This window comes from Oscillospiraceae bacterium NTUH-002-81 (assembly GCA_032620915.1).
Classification (GTDB): Bacteria; Bacillota; Clostridia; order Lachnospirales; family Lachnospiraceae; genus JAGTTR01.
On the sequence record CP136052.1, the window covers coordinates 1,383,748 to 1,403,149 of the forward strand.

Below are 19,402 nucleotides of genomic sequence, written 5' to 3' on the forward strand. Positions count from 1 at the left end.
TTGGCATGATTTAAGGAGACACCTATGGACGCACGAAAGCACTTAATTATCATAAAAGGAAAAGACCAGACGGACTCGGTTGCGAGCTTTCAGTTCCATGACGGGAAGTGCGAGGTCGTCTATATCAGTGCGCCCAATAAGACATACAGCTTTCAGCGTAGCAGTGTGGAGATCCTACCCCTGCAAAAGAAAATCGACCCTGCGCAGGTGATTGTCACCGCAAATGGGCAGACCATCAGCGAAATTGATGAGCTTCTCGACTTCGGTGGGTATTATCGTATTGTCCGCAACGGAAAGAGAGATTTATCATTCCGTAGGAGCGAAGTGCAGTTCCGGCAAAATTGCCTGACAGACGGTAAAAATCAAGAAACATGCCAATATTTCAAGGAGACTGCCGCTGCAATCAGTCTGGTGGCGGAAAACGGTATCAACATTCTAAGCATGCAGTATGACAAGATCAAGCAGGTCAGCGAGGATACCGTGTTGGCAAGCTATCTTGCACCGCAGAAAGACGTCAAAATGCCCCAGATGCCGGAGGCAGTGATCTATCCGTTTGGCCTGAACCAGAGTCAAAAGCTGGCGGTAGAACGGGCGCTTTCCTCCAAAATCAGTATCATTCAGGGGCCTCCGGGTACTGGAAAGACACAGACGATCCTGAATATCATCGCCAATGTTGTCCGCAGTGGAAAAAACGTGGCGGTTGTCTCCAACAACAATTCCGCAACGCATAATGTTGTGGAAAAGCTGGAGAAGAAAAATTCAGCCTTTCTGACTGCGTTTCTCGGCATCCTTGCCAACAAAGAGAGAGGTTTCTGGATGCACAGACAGGCACCTATCCGAATATGAGCGATTGGGAAATGCCGCCGGAGGAGCAACAGCAATTAGACCGGGAAACAACTGCGCTTTCCAAAGAACTGAACGAAATGCTCAATGCTAAAAACCGCATTGCGGAAATTGAGCAGGAGTTCTTGCGGCTAAACCCGGAGCAGCATTATTTTGAGGAATATTACGCAAGTTACAGCGATGTGCCAATGGATAGCATGGACAAGCTGTCCTCGCAGAAGCTTCTTGCGCTTTGGATGGAATTTGAACAGCATGCAGAGCGTGAGACTCGCTTGGGCCTGTTGCAAAAAATATCCATCATGTTTCGATTCAACCGTAATGCGCTCAAATTGTTTATCCGTTCCCCGGAACAGGTCATTCCCTATTTGCAGAGTCAGTTTTATTCGGTGAAGAGGCAGGAACTGGAGGCTGAAAAGCAGGAATTGCACCGAAAGCTGGAGCGTTACGCTTTCGACGCGAAAATGGAAGAGCTCACACAGAAGTCCCTGCGGCTGTTCCGGGCGGAACTGGCAACACGGTATCATTGGCGAAATAATAGACGGTGCTTTGAAAAGAATGATTTCCGCCGGAATTCCGAAGAGTTTACCCGCGAGTATCCGGTGGTGCTTAGCACGACCTATTCCATCAAAGGAACGCTGAGCATCGATCATATCTACGATTACTTGATCGTGGATGAAGCCTCACAGGTCGATTTAGCCACAGGGGTGCTGGCATTTTCCTGTGCGCGGAATATCGTGATTGTCGGGGACTTGAAGCAGCTCCCCAATGTGCTGACGGAGGATGACATTCGCACCAGCGATGCCATTTGGCAAAAGCATTCCTTGGATGAGCGTTATCGCTTTTCTACCCACAGTTTGCTGTCCTCTGCATTGGAAATATGGCAGGATGCACCTGTTACGCTGCTGCGGGAACACTACCGCTGTCACCCGAAGATCATCAATTTCTGCAATCAGAAGTTCTACCACGGACAGCTGATCGTTATGACAAAAGACCATGATGAGCCGGATGTGTTGACCATGTTCCGGACGATTGCCGGTAATCACGCCCGTGGGCATCTCAACCAGCGCCAGATCGATGTCATCCAGCAGGAGGTGCTTCCGCGGCTGCATCAGCAAAATTTCCAGAGCATCGGTATTATCACGCCATATCGGGATCAGGTGACAGCCATCCGCAAGCAGCTGGGAGATACTTATGAGGTGGACACCGTCCACAAGTTTCAGGGGCGAGAACAAGATGCGATCATTCTGACCTCAGTCGACAATGTCATCACAGATTTTGTGGATGATCCCCATATGCTGAATGTGGCGGTTTCCCGCGCGGTCCATTCGCTGACGGTGGTCACATCGCAGGACCCACGTAATGACCAGACCAACTACGGTGATTTGACACGATACATCGAATATAACAATTTTGAAGTGATCCAGAGCCAAGTCTACTCCGTGTTCGATATGCTCTACCAGGGCTATGCCGAGCAGCGCAAGGTATATCTGCAAAAACATAAGCGGGTATCTGAGTACGATTCTGAGAATCTCATGTACTCTGTGATTCAAGAGGTGCTGTCCGAAGAGGCATTTTCCACTATCGGCTGCGCTGTACATGTTTCTCTTGCAACACTGGTGAAAGACTATGAACCGTTGACGGGGGAAGAACGCAAATATGCCCGGAATCCGTTGACGCATGTTGATTTTTTGTTATTCAATCAAATGGATAAACAACCTGTGCTAGCAATTGAAGTGGACGGGACTGGCTTCCATGAAGCCGGGAGCAAACAGGCAGAACGCGATATAAAGAAGAACTCCATTCTGAAGAAGTGTGCCATCTCGCTGCTGCGGCTACGTACAGACGGTAGCGGAGAAAGAGAGAAGATTAGGACTGCACTAAAGAGAAAATGATTATGTCGAGAATAATCAGGAATACAATCAGATGTAAAAAATGTGGAGACGTCATCGAAAGTAAAACCATTCTTTGAGACATAACGCTTCGTTTCAGCAATTCTATTATGAATGCTAGATTGTATTGGTTTCGATTATACCCCATTATACCCTTGATTTAGATGGTATAATGGGGTATAATTCTGCATAGAATAGTATCTCACAGGAGGTGCGCTATGGACTTATCTGAAATGCAAACCCGCGTGGCGGAGCTGGAACAGCAGATTTCTGCTTTGCCCGCTGGCTCTGTCACGAAGAAAACCGTCAACGGCAAGGAGTATTTTTACCACCGTTGGACGGAGAACAAGAAGCGGCGGGAGAAGTATATTCCTGCTGACGAATTGGAGAATTTCCGCGCGCAGATCGAACAGCGGAAGGAACTGGAGCAGGAGCTGAAAGCGCTGAAAAAGCAGCTGCCCAAGGCGAAATCTGCGAACCTTTCCGCGTTTGCCACCAATGTCCGCACCGGCAAGGCGCTGCGTTCCCTTGCGGCGTCTGTTCGCAGCTATCGCAGGCGCGAGTGTTTCCGGCAGCTGCACGACTTTGTCTATGGTGAGCCGCAGGACAAGGTATTCATCCTCTACGGCCTGCGCCGGACGGGAAAGACCACCATGATCCGCCAGATTTTTGCGGAGATGAGCGACACGGAGCTTGCCAAGGCAGCGTTCATTCAGATCACCGCAAAAGACACGCTGGCAGACGTGAACCGCGACCTTAAGGCATTGGAAGTGCAGGGTTTTCGCTATGTGTTCCTCGACGAAGTGACGATGATGGAGGATTTTATCGAGGGCGCAGCGCTGTTTTCTGACGTGTTTGCGGCCTGCGGTATGAAGATCGTGCTCTCCGGCACGGACTCGCTGGGCTTCCTCTTTACAGAGGACGAGCAGCTTTACGACCGCTGCATCCTGCTGCACACCACATTCATCCCTTACCGTGAGTTTGAATCCGTCCTCGGCGTTCACGGCATTGACGAGTATATCCGCTACGGCGGCACCATGAGTCTCGGCGGCGTCCACTACAACGAGACCTCCACCTTTGCCAGCAAGGAAAGCACCGACGAATATGTGGACACCGCCATCGCCCGCAACATCCAGCACTCCCTGCGCTGCTATCAGTATGAGGGACATTTTCGCCATCTGCGGGATTTATACGAGAAGGGCGAGCTGACCAGCGCCATCAACCGGGTGGTGGAGGACATCAACCATCGCTTTACGCTGGAGGTGCTGTCGCAGGATTGGAAGTCCCACGACCTTGGCATTTCCGCCAGCAATCTGCGCCGGGATCGGAAGAACCCGACGGACATCCTCGACCGCATCGACCTTGCGCTTGTCACCGACAGCCTGCGGAAGCTGCTGGAGATCCGCAACAAGGCAGAGCAGACCGTAGCGCTGGACGATGTTCACGCGGCAGAGATCAAGGAGTATCTGGACTTGCTGGACTTAACGCGAGAGATTGACGTGCTGCACCTGCCGGATGTCAGTACAAAGTCCGAACGCACGGTGATTGCACAGCCGGGGCTCCGCTATGCACAGGCGGATGCGCTGATCCGCAGTCTGCTGCTGGATGAGACGTTCAGCGCCCTGTCTCTTGCGGAGCGCACCGCCGTGCAGCAGCGCATCCTGACCGAGATCAAGGGGCGGATGCTGGAGGACATTGTCCTGCTGGAAACCAAGCTGACAAACCCCAAGAAGCAGGTATTTGTCCTGCAATTCCCCGTGGGCGAATTTGACATGGTGGTGTTTGACCCGGAGGCAGGCTCCTGCCAGATTTTCGAGATCAAGCACAGTGAAGAAGCTGTCCCGCAGCAGTATCGCCATCTGATCGACGGGCAAAAATGCGCCCAGACCGAGCACCGCTACGGCCCGATCATCGGGAAGATTGTCCTCTATCGTGGAGAAAGCCAAGAGATAGACGGCATTCAGTATCAGAATGTGGAAGAATATCTGCGAAACCTTGCATGATAACAGTTCAATAAAAACTTAGGCAGCCTCTGGTTGAAACCAACCGGAGGCTGTCTTTTACTTATTAAATCGCAACTTGTTTATCCGATATGCTATAAACAAGTTTGCCGGAATTGACTTGACGTATGACAAGTAGCAATGCGCAAAAATCGCGCGGCGAGACTGCAAGAATGCCGTCGATGACGAAAACAATAATGTTCTAAATAGCATGCATCGCTCATTTCATCAATCATTTTCTCAATGCACATGAGCGATGCGCTCCGAACTGGCACGGTCAGCGCGCGAAAACCTCTGCCTCCCGCAGAAATTTTCGGATTCTTCCCTTGGGTACCTTTTCAAATGGATCCCAATCCGTTATAATATATCTACCAACCTAACGAATAACGCGAGGTGCCGCCATGAAAACGAAAGATACGCCGAAGCAATATGTCATCTACTCCCGCAAGTCCAAATTCACCGGCAAGGGCGAAAGCATTGAGAACCAGATCGAGCTTTGCCGCCAGTACATCGCCATGCACTTTGGCGAGGAAGCGGCGGAAAACGTGCTGGTCTACGAGGACGAGGGCTTTTCCGGCGGCAATCTGGAGCGCCCGCAGTTCAAGAAGATGATGAAGGACTCCCAGAAGATCGCCTTTGCCGCCATCGTGGTCTATCGCCTCGACCGCATCAGCCGCAACATCGGCGACTTTGCCAAGCTCATCGAGGACCTGGGCGACCGGCACATCGACTTCATCTCCATCCGCGAGCAGTTCGACACGTCCTCGCCCATGGGCCGCGCCATGATGTACATTGCGTCCGTGTTCTCCCAGCTGGAGCGGGAGACCATCGCCGAGCGCATCCGGGACAATATGCACGAGCTGTCCAAGACCGGACGCTGGCTGGGCGGCACAACGCCCACGGGCTATGCCTCGGAGAGCCTGTCCAGCGTGACGGTGGACGGCAAGGTGAAGAAGGCCTGCAAGCTCAAGTCCATCCCGGAGGAAATTCAGCTGGTCAAGACGATCTTCGCGGTGTTCATGGAGACCGGCTCTCTCAGCAAGACCGACCAGTATCTTTTGGAGCACCGCTGCGTCACAAAGCGCGGCAAGCAGTTCACCCGCTTTGCCATCCGGGGCATTCTCACGAACCCGGTTTACATGATTGCCGACGAGACGGCGTATCAGTATCTGAAAGAAAACAATGTTGACCTGTTTGCCGAGCGCGCAGAATTCGACGGCGAGCACGGCATCATGGCCTATAACCGCACCCTCCAGCGCCCCGGCAAGGCCAACCAGATCCGCCCTATGGAGGAATGGATCGTGGCGGTGGGCAAGCATCCGGGCATCATCTCCGGCAGCGACTGGGTGCAGGTGCAGACCATGCTGGACGTCAACAAATCCAAGAGCTACCGCAGGCCCCGCAGCAATGTGGCGCTGTTGTCTGGCCTTCTGCGTTGCGGCGAATGCGGCGACTATATGCGCCCGAAGCTGACTAACCGCAAGAATGCGGAGGGCGAGCTGATCTACACCTACATGTGCTCCACCAAGGAGCGCAGCCACGGCACGGTCTGCGCCATGAAAAACTGCAACGGCAACACGCTGGACGCTAAAATCATCGAGGAGATCCGCAAGCTTTCCGCCGACAAGGAGACCCTTACCCGGCTGCTGGCGCAGACCAAGAAGGTTATCAGCGGCAGCAAGGAGGGCTACGACGCAGAGCTTGCGCTGCTCCGGGAAAAGCACACCGAGACGGAAGACCGCATCAAGCGGCTGGTGGAATCCCTGTCCGTTGCCAGCGACACCTCTGCGAAGTACGTCATGGAACAGATCGACGCGCTCCATCAGGAGAGCGAGACACAGCAGATGAGGCTTTCTGAGCTGGAAGCCCTGACTGAACAGAGCCGGATGCTGCATCAGGAGTTTGCCTTCCATCAGGAAATGATCGAATCCTTTGCCAGCGCGGTGGATACGGCGACGCTGGAGGAAAAACGCCGCCTGCTGCGCACTATCGTCAAAAAGGTGGTCTGGGACGGCAAAAATGCCTATGTTTACCTCTTTGCGGAGGATGGAGAGGCAGATTTGCCGCCCATTGACCAACCTATGTATCCGTTAGGAGAGGATAGCGAATGAGCTGCTGATGATGTTCCGTGCCCGGAAGAAATCAGCCCGGGATGTGTCTTTGTATGAGCCTATAGGGACGGATCGGGAGGGGAACGAGATTAGCCTGCTGGATGTCATTGAGTATGCAGATCCCGAGATTCCGGAGAAAATAGATCTGAAAGATAATACTGTTTATCTGTATGAAGTTATGCATCAGATACTCACTGCCAGAGAACGGCAGGTGTTGACCATGCGATACGGACTGTATGGCCGGCAGAGCGTCACACAGCGGGAAACGGCAGCTATATTGGGGATTTCCAGATCCTATGTGTCCCGGATCGAAAAAACAGCGGTTCAGAAATTACAGAAAGCCTTTGAAAAAAGTGGAAGAAGCGAAAGATAGCAGGAAATTGCTTAAGTGACAGAAGCTGAACCACATCTGGGCTTTGAACGGATGTGGTCCAACTTCTGTCTTGTGTTTCAGGGAAAGTCTGTTATAATGAAAATATCTTGATTACTATCTTTATTTCTTTTGGGCAGTTCGCCCGTTATTTCACAAAACATTATAGAATGAAAAGGAGGAAACGATCTTGTACAGTACGGTATATTCTGTGCTTATGATGGGATTGCATCCGCAGAAGATCTGTGTGGAGACGGATATCAGTGACGGTCTGCCCATGTTTCAGATGGTGGGGTATCTGTCAGCTTCGGTGCGGGAGGCCAGGGAGCGCGTGTGTACGGCTATCCGAAACGGCGGGGTAAAAATGCCGGCAAAAAAAATCACGGTAAATCTGTCACCTGCGGGCCTGCGAAAGCAGGGGAGCCGGGTTTGACCTTCCGCTGGCGATCTCTGTGCTGGCTGCCCTGGGACTGGTGAAGGAGCAGACATTAAAGGAGACTTTGATCCTGGGAGAACTGGGGCTGGATGGCAGTGTACATCCGGTGCGCGGTGTCCTGCCGGCTGTTTTGTTTGCCCGGGAGCAGGGATTTGACCGCTGTCTGGTACCGATGGAAAACGTGCGGGAGGGGGAACTGGTGGAGGGCATTGCCTGCGTGGGGACAAAGAGCCTGATGGAAGCAGTGGAACTGTTGAACCACCCGGAACAGATGCGACCGGTGAAAGGAGATTATGAGAGATTTTTGAAAACCCTTACGGATTATCCGGTGGATTTTGCAGAACTGCAGGGACAGAAAACAGCGAGACGGGCGGCAGAGGCGGCGGTGGCAGGGATGCATAATCTGCTGATCCTGGGTCCCCAGGGCTCCGGCAAGACCATGCTTTCCCGCAGGATCCCGACGATTTTTCCCCCGCTGACACTGGAAGAAAGTATGGAGATTTCAAAAATCTACAGTGTCACAGGCCTTCTGAGCCAGGAGGAGCCCATGGTTACCAGAAGACCCTTCCGGGTACCGCACCATACGCTGACAGAGAACGGGATGTGCGGTGGCGGGCGTATTCCGACGCCGGGAGAGATCAGCCTGGCTCATCTGGGGGTTCTGTTTCTGGATGAGCTGACAGAATATCCCAGGCCGGTGCTGGAATGCCTGCGGCAGCCTATGGAGGATGCCAGCATCCAGATTTCCCGGGTCAGCGGCACATTTGTCTACCCGGCAGATTTTATGCTGGTGGCAGCCATGAACCCATGTCCCTGTGGCTATTATCCGGACAGGGGGAAATGCACCTGCAGTCCCGGTGAGATCCGACGGCACCTGGAGCACATCAGCCAGCCTTTGCTGGATCGCATGGATATCTGTGTGGAAATGCCCAGAGGCGGCTATGCAGAAGTGAAAGTCGCACATACCGTGCAGGAGAGCTCTGTGCGCATCCGTGATCGGGTGATCCGTGCAGTGCTGCGGCAGCGGGAACGTTTTGCGGGCACCGGAATCCGATACAACGCGGGAATTCCGCCGGCGCGGATGGAGGAATTCTGCCCCCTCGGCAAAAAGCAGGAACGGCGGATGGAGCAGCTGTTCGGACGTCTGGATCTGAGCGCCCGGTCGTACCACAAGATTCTGAAGGTCGCCCGGACACTGGCCGATCTGGAGGGCTGTGCAGATATACAGGAAAAGCATTTGGATGAGTCTGTCCTTTACCGGTCTATCGACAAAAAATATTGGATCAGATAAAAAAACGGACAACACATATGGGAGGCGTATCTGATGGAAAATGAAAGAGATCTGCCATGGATGTACTGGCTGGCCGGTTGCTTTTCCGTGCGCAGAAAAACAAAAGAAAAATTGCTGGACATGTATGGAACAGCTGAGAATATATATAATATGAAGAAACAGGTGCTAAATGAGCCGGGATTTCTGACAGACCGGGAAAAAGAGGCCTTTTTGCAGCGCGGAAAGGTGGATCCGGAGCGGGAATTTGAGGATTTTTTTCGGCAGGGCGGAAGCTTCACATGGATCGGCGCGGCGGATTATCCGCAGAAGCTGCAGCCCCTCTCCGGTGCACCTTTTGCCCTGTTTTACTATGGAAAGCTCCCTGATCCGGAGAAAAAAGCGGTGGCCATTGTAGGCGCCAGAGGCTGTACTTCTTATGGGCGGGCGGCGGCCGGTTCTTTTGCGGAGGCAGCAGCCCTGGCCGGAGCGGAGATCATCAGCGGGATGGCCTGCGGCATTGACAACACGGCGCAGCTGGCGGCTCTGCGTGTGGGCGGCACCAGTACGGCGGTGCTGGGGTGCGGGACAGACATCTGTTATCCGGCTTCTTCGGCAGAGACCTACTGGCAGCTGCGGGAAAATGGCTGTGTCCTGTCGGAGTATCCGCCGGGGGTGCGGCCGGAAGCCTGGCATTTTCCTGCCCGGAACCGGATCATCAGCGGTCTGTCCGACGCGGTGCTTGTCGTGGAAGCCCGGGAAAAGAGTGGTTCTCTTATCACGGCAGACCTGGCTCTGGAGCAGGGGAGGGATGTCTACGCCTTGCCCGGGCGGGTGGGAGATGCTTTAAGCGCAGGCTGCAACCGGCTCATTCGGCAGGGGGCAGGGCTGGCGGAAAGCCCGGAGGAATTTGTTGCGGAGCTTGGTTTAAATTCTTTACAAACCGTGAATAAATGTAAAAAAAATAAGAATTCGCTTGCAAAGGAAGAGAACATGTTGTATAGTTGTGTGGATTTGAAACCGAAAACCCTGGAAGAAATCTTGGCGGAATCGCCGTTTTCTGCGGAAAAAACCATGGAATTGCTATTGAATCTGCTGGTTCGCGGTGTGATTCGGGAGATTTCCAGGGGGCTTTATGTCCGGGAACGCCTGTAAGAGGGATGTTATTTGCAGGGATAAAAGGCCGGACGAGAGGGTGGATAAGACAATGGAGGGGCATATATGGCAAAGTATCTGGTGATTGTGGAGTCACCGGCAAAGGTTAAGACAATAAAAAAATTTCTTGGGGCGAATTACGAGGTGGCCGCATCCAATGGCCATGTGCGGGATCTGCCCAAGAGTCAGCTGGGTATCGATGTGGAACATGATTTCGAACCCAAATATATCACGATCCGCGGAAAGGGAGACATTCTGGCCAACCTGCGCAAGCTGGTAAAGAAGGCAGACAAAGTGTATCTGGCAACTGACCCGGACCGTGAGGGAGAGGCGATCTCCTGGCATCTGTCCAAGGCGCTGAAGCTGGAGGACAAGAAGGCATGCCGGATCACCTTCAATGAAATTACGAAGACGGCGGTGAAAGCATCCTTAAAGGCACCGCGGGAAATTGATATGAATCTGGTGGATGCGCAGCAGACGAGAAGAATTCTTGACCGTATGGTTGGTTACATGATCTCTCCGCTGCTGTGGGAGAAAGTAAAGAGGGGATTAAGTGCCGGCCGGGTGCAGTCGGTAGCTCTTCGTATCATCGCAGACCGGGAGGAAGAGATCAACAGCTTTATCCCGGAGGAATACTGGAGCCTGGATGCCCAGTTTGCACTGAAGGGCGAGAAAAAGCCGTTGACAGCGAAATTTTACGGAACCCCCGAGGGCAAGATGGATATCCACAGCCAGGAGGAGCTGAACCGGATTTTGAAAGCACTGGACGGCGCCGATTATCAGGTATCTGAGGTGCGGATGGGCGAGCGCACAAAGAAAGCGCCGTTGCCATTTACCACAAGTACCCTGCAGCAGGAGGCTTCCAAGGCACTGAATTTTTCCACCCAGAAAACCATGCGTCTGGCTCAGCAGTTATATGAGGGCATAGACATCAAGGGCAGTGGTACGGTCGGTATCATCACTTACCTGCGTACCGATTCTGTCCGCATTTCCGATGAGGCGCAGGCAGCAGCCCGTGCATACATCACCGGGCGCTTCGGAGAACAGTATGCAGCCGTGCAGGAGACAACGCGAAAGGAAGGCAAGAAGATCCAGGATGCCCATGAGGCCATCCGTCCCACGGATATCAGCCGGACACCTGAGCAGATCAAGGATTCCCTGAGCCGGGATCAGTACCGTCTGTATCAGCTCATCTGGAAGCGTTTTACAGCCAGCAGGATGAATGCTGCGGTATTTGAGACAACCTCCGTGAAGATCGACGGCGGTGGATATCGCTTTGCCGTGTCCGCATCCCGGGTAAAATTTGACGGTTACCGCAGCGTTTACATGTCCGAGGATGAAGTAAAAGTGGACAGCAATACGCTGGTCAGCAGCATTGATAAGGATTCCGTGCTGACTTTCAGGGATTTTGATTATAAACAGCATTTCACCCAGCCACCGGCGCACTACACAGAGGCATCTCTGGTCAAGACGCTGGAGGAGCTGGGCATTGGCCGGCCGAGTACCTACTCACCGACCATCACCACGATTATTGCCAGACGGTACGTGGCTAAGGAAAGCAAGAACCTGTACATCACTGAGCTGGGCGAGGTGGTCAATTCCATCATGGTGGAGGCATTCCCCAGCATTGTGGATGTGAACTTCACCGCCACCATGGAGTCGCTGCTGGACAGCATCGGCGACGGGATCATCCCCTGGAAAACCGTGGTGAAGAACTTCTATCCGGATCTGGCCGAATCTGTAAACCGGGCCAAGGAGGAGCTGGAGCAGGTGAAGATCGAGGACGAAGTCACCGATGTGATCTGTGAGCAGTGCGGCAGAAATATGGTGGTAAAATATGGCCCTCACGGTAAGTTTCTGGCCTGCCCGGGATTTCCGGAATGCCGCAATACGAAGCCTTATCTGGAAAAAACAGGTGTGCCCTGTCCCAAGTGCGGCAGGGAGATCGTTATCCGCAAGACGAAGAAAGGCCGCCGGTATTACGGCTGTGAGGCTGCACCGGAATGTGATTTCATGTCCTGGCAGAAGCCTTCCAAAGAAAAATGTCCTCAATGCGGCAGCATTTTGCTGGAGAAGGGAAGCAAGCTGGTATGTTCCCGGGAGGGCTGCGGTTATGTGCGTCCTGCCAAGGAAGAGGAAAAAGAAGCTTAGTATAGAAAGAATTCATCTCGCGCCATTTGGAAGAATGTGCATGAGCGCAGCAGTTCAGCCGCGCCATTCAGAAGAATGCGTATGAGCACAACAGTTCAGCCGCGCCATTCGCAGAACCGCGCATACTGCGCTCTTCATCAAAGAATTGCTGAACTGTTGTAGAATAGTCTGATAAAACGTGAAATAGGACTTGCTTATTCGGAAATTGCGTGATAAACTCTAATAAAGGATGAAAAATCCGAAAATTCCGAATTGATAGATTTATTTGAGGCAGTGAAGAGACGGGCAAAGTCAGAAGCGGAAATATTTGTTACAGTTCACTCGTATGTTCTTGCGGACAGATTTCATGTTTGCATGAAAATCTGGATACATGAACAGACGAAGGGAGCGCCCCGTAATGAGCAAAAATGAGCTGCAAGGCAGCGGAGAGCATCGAAGATGCGGTTTTGCGAATGGCGCGAGTGAACAGTAACAAAAAAATATCAGTACGAAAGGACAGGGATGAAATGAGTGTACAATTATTAGACAAGACGAGAAAGATCAACAAGCTTCTGCACAACAATAACTCCAGTAAGGTAGTATTTAACGACATCTGTGAGGTTCTGACAGAAATCTTGCTGTCCAATGTGCTGGTGATCAGCCGGAAGGGCAAGATTCTCGGTGTCAGTGAATGTGAAGGTGTGGAAGAGATTACAGAGCTTATTTCTGATAAAGTGGGCGGTTATATAGATCCGCTTTTGAATGAGCGGCTCCTTGGTGTGCTTTCCACAAAAGAGAATGTGAATCTGGAAACGCTTGGCTTCGGCTCTGAGGTGAAGAAGTACCAGGCCATCATTACGCCCATTGATATTGCCGGTGAGCGACTGGGGACGCTGTTCCTGTACAAATGCGGTGAACAGTATGAGATCGATGATATTATTCTGAGTGAGTATGGCACGACGGTGGTCGGCCTGGAGATGATGCGCTCTGTGAATGAGGAGAATGCAGAGGAGAACCGGAAGATCCAGATTGTAAAATCTGCCATCAGCACATTATCCTTCTCCGAGCTGGAAGCCATCATCCATATTTTTGACGAGCTGGATGGCAAGGAGGGCATTCTTGTGGCCAGCAAGATCGCAGACCGGGTGGGCATTACCCGTTCCGTGATCGTCAATGCCCTGCGCAAGTTTGAGAGTGCCGGTGTCATTGAATCCCGTTCCTCCGGTATGAAGGGAACGTATATCAAGGTCATCAATGATGTGGTATTTGATGAGCTGGAAGATATCAAGAAGCAGAAAAAGCACTAGGATCATTGTCTGCGTGAAACGGTTGAACATGAATGCAATAGAGAAGAGTCAAGGCACACCCGTTGCTTTGACTCTTTATTATGGCAGCGGCTGACGAAGAGGAGAATATGAATAAAAAAGCGGTATTTTTTGACATTGACGGAACACTGTATGACCACGAAACGGGAATCAGTGACAGTACGAAGGAGGGGATTGCCCGACTAAAGGAAAACGGACACTATGCGTTTATCTGCACAGGCAGGAGCATGGCAGCGGTGTTTGATCCGGAGCTTCTCGGTATGGGATTTGACGGCATCGTGGCGGGCTGCGGCACCTATGTAAAGCTGGGGGAGGAGCTGCTCCTGAATGCGGAGATATCCCAGGAAAAGCTGTGCGGACTGCTGGATCTTCTGCAGGCGCACCGCATCATCCCGGTGCTGGAGGGCTGCGATTATCTGTATTACCACAGAAAGGATTATGAGATCGGCGACACCGATCTTTATATCCGGTCACTGAAAAAATACATTCCCGACCGGCTGGTGGAGATTGAAGACCATGAAGGGGATCTTCATGTGAACAAATTCAGTATCCAGTGTCAGGATCCTGCGCTGCAGCCGGAGGCACTGGAGCGGCTGGCAGAGGATTACTGCATCCTGCCCTTCTCCGCGCATCAGATGGAGCTCATTCCGCTGGGCCACACGAAAGCCACCGGCATGGGCGTGGTGTGCAGCCGCCTGTCTATTGAGCGGAATGATGTGTACGCCTTTGGTGACAGCGGCAACGATGTGGACATGCTGCGGTATGCAGGCTGCGGCATCGCCATGGGAAATGGTTCCGGGAAGGCCAAAGAGGCGGCGGACTATGTTACCAGAGGCATCCGGGATCACGGCATCTACATGGGGTTGAATGAATTCGGGCTCATCTAAAATATAACGGATCTTGCGTATCTCCAGACGGTTTGCTGCCTGATTTGAAAAATGATCATTCCGGTGCTTGACAGTCCGTGGCTGATACGGTAAGATTGACACGAAAATACAATAAAGCAACAGAAACAACGCTAGGGGAGCGCATTGCTGAGACAGGCCACAAGGCCTACACCCTCATTACTTGACCCGGATAATACCGGCGGAAGGAAGCGAAAGCAGCAGACACTCCTTCCTTGCGTAGACAAAGGAGGATTTTTTTATGTCAAAACCGAACACAACGAAGAAACTGGTCTTTTCTGCAGCGGCCATCGCGCTGGCAACGGTGATCTCCGTTGTCATCAAACTGCCGTCCCTGCCCAACGGCGGCTCTGTCACCCTGTTTTCCATGCTCTGCATCTGTCTGGTTGGCTACTGGTATGGCCTGAAAACCGGCCTGACCGCGGCAGTGGCCTATGGTATTTTACAGTTCATCACCGGCCCTTATGTGGTACACCCGGCCCAGGTGCTTTTGGACTACCCGCTGGCATTCGGCGCTCTGGGATTGTCCGGCCTTTTTTCCAATGCCAAGAACGGTCTGGTGAAGGGCTATATCGTGGGAGTGCTGGGAAGATATGTGATGCACATGATCTCCGGCCTGATTTTCTACACCGCCTACACCGGAGATTTCGCCGGAAATGCTGCAGCCATCTGGGCATCCACGCTGTATAACATGTCCTACATATTCCCGGAAGCGATCCTGACCCTCATTCTGCTGGCCATCCCGGCTGTGCGCAAAGGTCTGGACAGTGTGAAACGGATGGCTGTCGGTGCATAATCTGACGCGGATATCATACAATTTTAATGAGGTGTTCTATTGACTTTACTTTTTGTATTTGTTAGTATGTAGATACAGAGAAAGTTTACCACTGACCGATATGTGGTATATAAATGGTCGGGTTGTAAGTTTACCGCTGACCAATATGCGGTATATAAATGGTTGGCTCGAAAGTATAGTCCTTCGCCGTAAGGCGGGGGACTTTTTACATAATGAGGATGATAGATGAAAAGAACGGGCCGGAAATCATTTGATGTTGACAAGTGAACATACAGCGAAAGAAATTGAACGGAAAGCGAGAAAAGTATTGGGTATGTTAAAGCGTGGCACAAAATTCACTCCAACGCAGCCGGATGTTATGGCGATACTGCGGAAATTAAAAGAGCAGAGATAGGTTATTATTTTGTGAAAATAACAAAAAAGGGAATTGACTTTTTTCAAAAACCGTATTAGAATAACTTCATCCAATTAAATTATGAAAGCAAACAAACCAGTGAGCAGGAGAAGTAGCTGACGGAAAGTCACCAGAGAGCCGTAGGTGGGTGGAAATACGGCAGGCGGGAACTCAGTGAATGGACCTGTGAGGGCAGCTTGAAACCGGTGAAAAGGGAGTAGACGCTGACGGGGACTTCGTCCGTTATCAGAGAAGGGCATATGATGGTATGTCAGAAGAGTGGATATACAACGTATATCAATTTGGGTGGTACCGCAGGAGAATACATGAGCTCCTGTCCCATATTTTTCCAACGGGAAAATGTGGGGCAGGGGCTCTTACTATTTTGATGAAAAAGTTCAGCCATCGATGATGAGGACGGATGTGTGCTTGCACAGAGATCCGTCCTCATCATCGATGAGCGGAGCGCCAGATCATGAGCAGAAAGTAGCTGTGTAAGCAGCGAAGAGCGTGGAACACGCGGTTCTGCGAATGGCGCGGCTGAACGGTGCAAATGGCGGAAACTGTTACTTAAATGAAAGAAAGGAATCGGTGCATGATATGATCAGACCGGACACAGGACAGATTGAAAAGCTGGCAAAGGAATACCCGATCTTGCCGGTGTGCAGAGAGATTTACGCAGATGTGACGACAACGATGACGCTGCTTCGCAGGCTGTCAGCCATCAGCAGCCGCTATTTTCTGCTGGAAAGCGTGGAGGGCGGAGAAACCTGGGGCAGGTATTCCTTTCTGGGATACAATCCGATCTTGCGGGTGACATGCAAAGACAAAAAGGTGACCATTGAAGAAAATCATAAAAAGCGTTTCGTGGAAACGGGCAAGCCGCTGGAGGTGCTGCGAGGAATTTTGAAGGAATACCGTTCCCCGCGGATCGAAGGGATGCCGCCCTTTACCGGCGGCTTTGTGGGATATTTTGCCTATTCCATGATCGGATACGCGGAACCGGTGCTCTCCATTTCCGGCGGGGATTTCGATGACTACGACCTGATGCTGTTTGACCGGGTCATTGCCTACGATCATCTGCGGCAGAAGATATGCCTGGTGGTGAACATGAAGACCGATAAGGTGCTGGAAAATTACGGAAAAGCGGCAGCACAGCTGGAAGCCATGGCAGGGGTCATCCGCAGCAATGCGCCGCTTCCGGTGCTTACCACAGACAGCCAGGTGGATTTCACATGCAGTGCGTCCAAGGAAGAATATTGCCGGGTGGTGGAGAAGACGAAGGAATACATCCGGGAGGGCGATATTTTCCAGGCAGTCATTTCCAGACAGTTTACCAGCCCCTACGAGGGCAGCCTGCTGAACGCTTACCGGGTGCTGCGCACTACCAACCCGTCCCCTTACATGGTGTACATGCACATTGACGGGGAGGAGATCATGAGCACTTCGCCGGAGACGCTGGTGCGGCTGCAGAACGGGCGGCTGACCACCTTCCCGGTGGCCGGTTCCCGACCGCGGGGCAAGACCGTTGCCGAGGATGAACAGCTGGAGCTGGAGCTGCTGGCAGATGAAAAAGAGCTGGCAGAGCACAACATGTTGGTGGATCTGGGCAGAAACGATCTGGGTAGGATTTCCACCTACGGTTCGGTGGAAGTGACCCGTTACCAGATGATCCATAAATATTCGAAGATTATGCATATCTGTTCTCAGGTGGAGAGCAATATCCGGGAGGATGCGGATGCGCTGGATGCAGTAGAGGCCGTGCTTCCGGCAGGTACCCTTTCCGGAGCGCCCAAGATCCGGGCCTGCCAGATCATTGAAGAGCTGGAGTCCTGTCCTAGAGGCATTTACGGCGGGGCACTGGGCTATGTGGATTTCACCGGCAATCTGGATACGTGTATTGCCATCCGCATGGCGGTGAAAAAGAACGGAACGGTGTATGTCCAGTCCGGCGGCGGTATCGTGGCGGACAGCGTGCCGGAAAAAGAATACGAAGAGTCGGCCAACAAGGCAGCAGCTGTGATCTATGCCATTGAACATGCCGGGGAGGTGGAAGAATGATTTTACTCATTGATAATTATGACAGCTTTTCCTACAATCTGGTGCAGCTGGCGGGAAGCCTGCGGCAGGATGTAAAAGTCGTTCGAAACGATGCCCTGACGGTGGAAGAGGTGGAAGCGCTCTCCCCGGAGCGGATCATTTTATCCCCAGGGCCGGGATACCCGAAGGACGCGGGCATCTGTGAGGATGTGGTGCGCTGCCTGGGAGATCACATTCCGATCCTGGGCGTCTGCCTGGGCCATCAGGCCATCTGCGAGGTGTACGGCGCCACCATCAGCCATGCCCGGTGCCTCATGCACGGCAAACAGAGCTGCATTAAGATCAATACGGACAGCTTGATCTTTCGGGGGCTGCCGGAGGAAGTACCGGTGGCCAGATACCATTCCCTGGCGGCCCAGCGGGACACCATGCCGGACTGCCTCACCATCATCGGCGAGGATGCCTACGGAGAGGTCATGGCGGTGAAACACAGAGATTTCCCTGTGTATGGATTGCAGTTCCACCCCGAATCCATCCTCACCCCGGATGGAAAGAAAATGATGAGAAACTTTTTGCTATTACAGTGACAGAAAGTCTGAGCCTGCTCGTGCTTGCACGAAAGCAGGTGAAAGACCTTCTGGCACGCCGCGACATGAGCATAAAAGTGGAGCGTAGCTACACGATATGCGAATTTTTATACAACAAAGGAGGACACACAGATGATCCAGGAAGCGTTGAACGAAGTGTTGAATAAAAAAGATTTAAGCTATGAGATGGCCTGTGCGGTGATGGCAGAGATTATGGACGGAACAGCTACCAACGCCCAGATGGGTGCTTTTCTGGCAGCCCTACGGATGAAGGGGGAGACGGTGACAGAGATCACGGCCTGTGCAGAGGTAATGCGGGAAAAAGGCCTGAAGGTGGAGGTTCCCTTTGATGTAATGGAGATCGTCGGTACCGGCGGTGACGAGGTAGGGACGTTCAACATTTCCACCACCTCTGCATTTGTAGTGGCAGCAGGCGGTGTGCCGGTGGCCAAGCACGGCAACCGCAGCGTTTCCAGCAAGAGCGGCGCAGCAGATGTGCTGGAGCGTCTGGGTGCCCGGCTGGATCTGACGCCGGAGCAGAACGTAGAGGTGTTAAAGAAAGCCAACATGTGCTTCATGTTCGCTCAGGTGTACCATACATCCATGAAAAATGTGGGTCCGGTGAGAAAAGAGATGGGCGCCCGGACGATCTTCAATATTTTGGGGCCGCTGACCAACCCGGCCAGAGCCAACATGCAGCTCATGGGTGTGTACCGGGAGGATCTGGTGGAGCCCATGGCGCAGGTGCTGTCCAACTTAGGTGTTGTGCGCGGCCTGGTGGTCAATGGTTCTGACGGCCTGGACGAGGCGACCATGACCGGTGCCACCCATATGTGCGAGATTCGGGAGGGAAAATTCCGCACCTATGATCTGACGCCGGAGGCGCTGGGGATGCGTCGCTGCACGTTACAGGATCTGGTGGGCGGCACGCCGGAGGAAAACGCCCGGATTTCCAGAGACATCCTTACCGGCAAGCTGAAAGGGCCCAAGCGGGATGCGGTCATCTTAAATTCCGCCCTGAGCCTGTACTTAGGCATTGACGACTGCTCCATCCCGGAGTGTGTGAAGATGGCAAACGAGATCATCGACAGCGGCAAGGCCGGAGACAAGCTGGAGCAGTTTGTGGCAGCAACGAAGGAAGTATAGGAGACAGC

Annotated in this window: 15 protein-coding genes, 1 riboswitch and 1 other annotated feature; all 15 genes read left to right on the forward strand. The window is 52.6% G+C overall.

The window, feature by feature from the left end:
- Positions 1-24: 24 nt before the first annotated feature.
- The 15 genes from RJD28_06595 to trpD all read left to right on the forward strand — a co-directional run bounded on the left by RJD28_06595 (position 25) and on the right by trpD (position 19,394).
- The gene (locus tag RJD28_06595; GenBank protein ID WNV59146.1) at positions 25-846 is read left to right on the forward strand and encodes an AAA domain-containing protein; all 822 of its coding nucleotides are present in this window, start codon (positions 25-27) and stop codon (positions 844-846) included.
- A complete protein-coding gene (locus tag RJD28_06600) occupies positions 843-2,735 on the forward strand; it encodes an AAA domain-containing protein (GenBank protein WNV59147.1) in 1,893 nt (630 codons plus the stop codon). Before RJD28_06595 ends, RJD28_06600 begins: the two co-directional genes overlap by 4 nt.
- A gap of 215 nt (positions 2,736-2,950) precedes the next feature.
- Positions 2,951-4,735: an AAA family ATPase gene (locus RJD28_06605; GenBank protein WNV59148.1), complete on the forward strand. Its 1,785-nt coding sequence runs from the start codon at positions 2,951-2,953 to the stop codon at positions 4,733-4,735.
- Between the two features lie 398 nt (positions 4,736-5,133).
- Positions 5,134-6,843 (forward strand): recombinase family protein, encoded by a 1,710-nt coding sequence (locus RJD28_06610; protein ID WNV59149.1) that lies wholly within the window; start codon positions 5,134-5,136, stop codon positions 6,841-6,843.
- Between the two features lie 7 nt (positions 6,844-6,850).
- Positions 6,851-7,216, forward strand: a complete 366-nt coding sequence (locus RJD28_06615; protein ID WNV59150.1) for a sigma factor-like helix-turn-helix DNA-binding protein — start codon at positions 6,851-6,853, stop codon at positions 7,214-7,216.
- Positions 7,217-7,403: 187 nt separating this feature from the next.
- The gene (locus tag RJD28_06620) at positions 7,404-7,646 is read left to right on the forward strand and encodes a magnesium chelatase domain-containing protein (GenBank protein ID WNV59151.1); all 243 of its coding nucleotides are present in this window, start codon (positions 7,404-7,406) and stop codon (positions 7,644-7,646) included.
- A 19-nt stretch (positions 7,647-7,665) separates the two neighbouring features.
- Complete coding sequence (locus tag RJD28_06625; GenBank protein ID WNV59152.1) at positions 7,666-8,940, forward strand: YifB family Mg chelatase-like AAA ATPase; 1,275 nt, start codon at positions 7,666-7,668, stop codon at positions 8,938-8,940.
- Between the two features lie 33 nt (positions 8,941-8,973).
- Positions 8,974-10,071: a DNA-processing protein DprA gene (gene dprA, locus RJD28_06630; GenBank protein WNV59153.1), complete on the forward strand. Its 1,098-nt coding sequence runs from the start codon at positions 8,974-8,976 to the stop codon at positions 10,069-10,071.
- A gap of 66 nt (positions 10,072-10,137) precedes the next feature.
- A complete protein-coding gene (gene topA, locus RJD28_06635) occupies positions 10,138-12,222 on the forward strand; it encodes a type I DNA topoisomerase (GenBank protein ID WNV59154.1) in 2,085 nt (694 codons plus the stop codon).
- 506 nt (positions 12,223-12,728) lie between these two features.
- Positions 12,729-13,508 carry a GTP-sensing pleiotropic transcriptional regulator CodY gene (gene codY / locus RJD28_06640; GenBank protein ID WNV59155.1) on the forward strand — a complete coding sequence of 260 codons (780 nt, stop codon included), beginning with the start codon at positions 12,729-12,731 and terminating at the stop codon, positions 13,506-13,508.
- A 107-nt stretch (positions 13,509-13,615) separates the two neighbouring features.
- Positions 13,616-14,413: a Cof-type HAD-IIB family hydrolase gene (locus RJD28_06645; GenBank protein ID WNV59156.1), complete on the forward strand. Its 798-nt coding sequence runs from the start codon at positions 13,616-13,618 to the stop codon at positions 14,411-14,413.
- Between the two features lie 123 nt (positions 14,414-14,536).
- Positions 14,537-14,638, forward strand: a riboswitch (TPP riboswitch).
- A 34-nt stretch (positions 14,639-14,672) separates the two neighbouring features.
- Positions 14,673-15,227 carry an energy-coupled thiamine transporter ThiT gene (locus tag RJD28_06650; GenBank protein WNV59157.1) on the forward strand — a complete coding sequence of 185 codons (555 nt, stop codon included), beginning with the start codon at positions 14,673-14,675 and terminating at the stop codon, positions 15,225-15,227.
- A 484-nt stretch (positions 15,228-15,711) separates the two neighbouring features.
- Positions 15,712-15,966: a binding site (T-box leader), on the forward strand.
- A 255-nt stretch (positions 15,967-16,221) separates the two neighbouring features.
- A complete protein-coding gene (locus RJD28_06655; protein ID WNV59158.1) occupies positions 16,222-17,682 on the forward strand; it encodes an anthranilate synthase component I family protein in 1,461 nt (486 codons plus the stop codon).
- Positions 17,679-18,248, forward strand: a complete 570-nt coding sequence (locus RJD28_06660; GenBank protein WNV59159.1) for an aminodeoxychorismate/anthranilate synthase component II — start codon at positions 17,679-17,681, stop codon at positions 18,246-18,248. The genes RJD28_06655 and RJD28_06660 overlap by 4 nt, the downstream gene beginning before the upstream one ends.
- Before the next feature lie 132 nt (positions 18,249-18,380).
- On the forward strand, positions 18,381-19,394 hold the full coding sequence (gene trpD / locus RJD28_06665; GenBank protein WNV59160.1) for an anthranilate phosphoribosyltransferase: 1,014 nt from the start codon (positions 18,381-18,383) through the stop codon (positions 19,392-19,394).
- Positions 19,395-19,402: the final 8 nt, after the last annotated feature.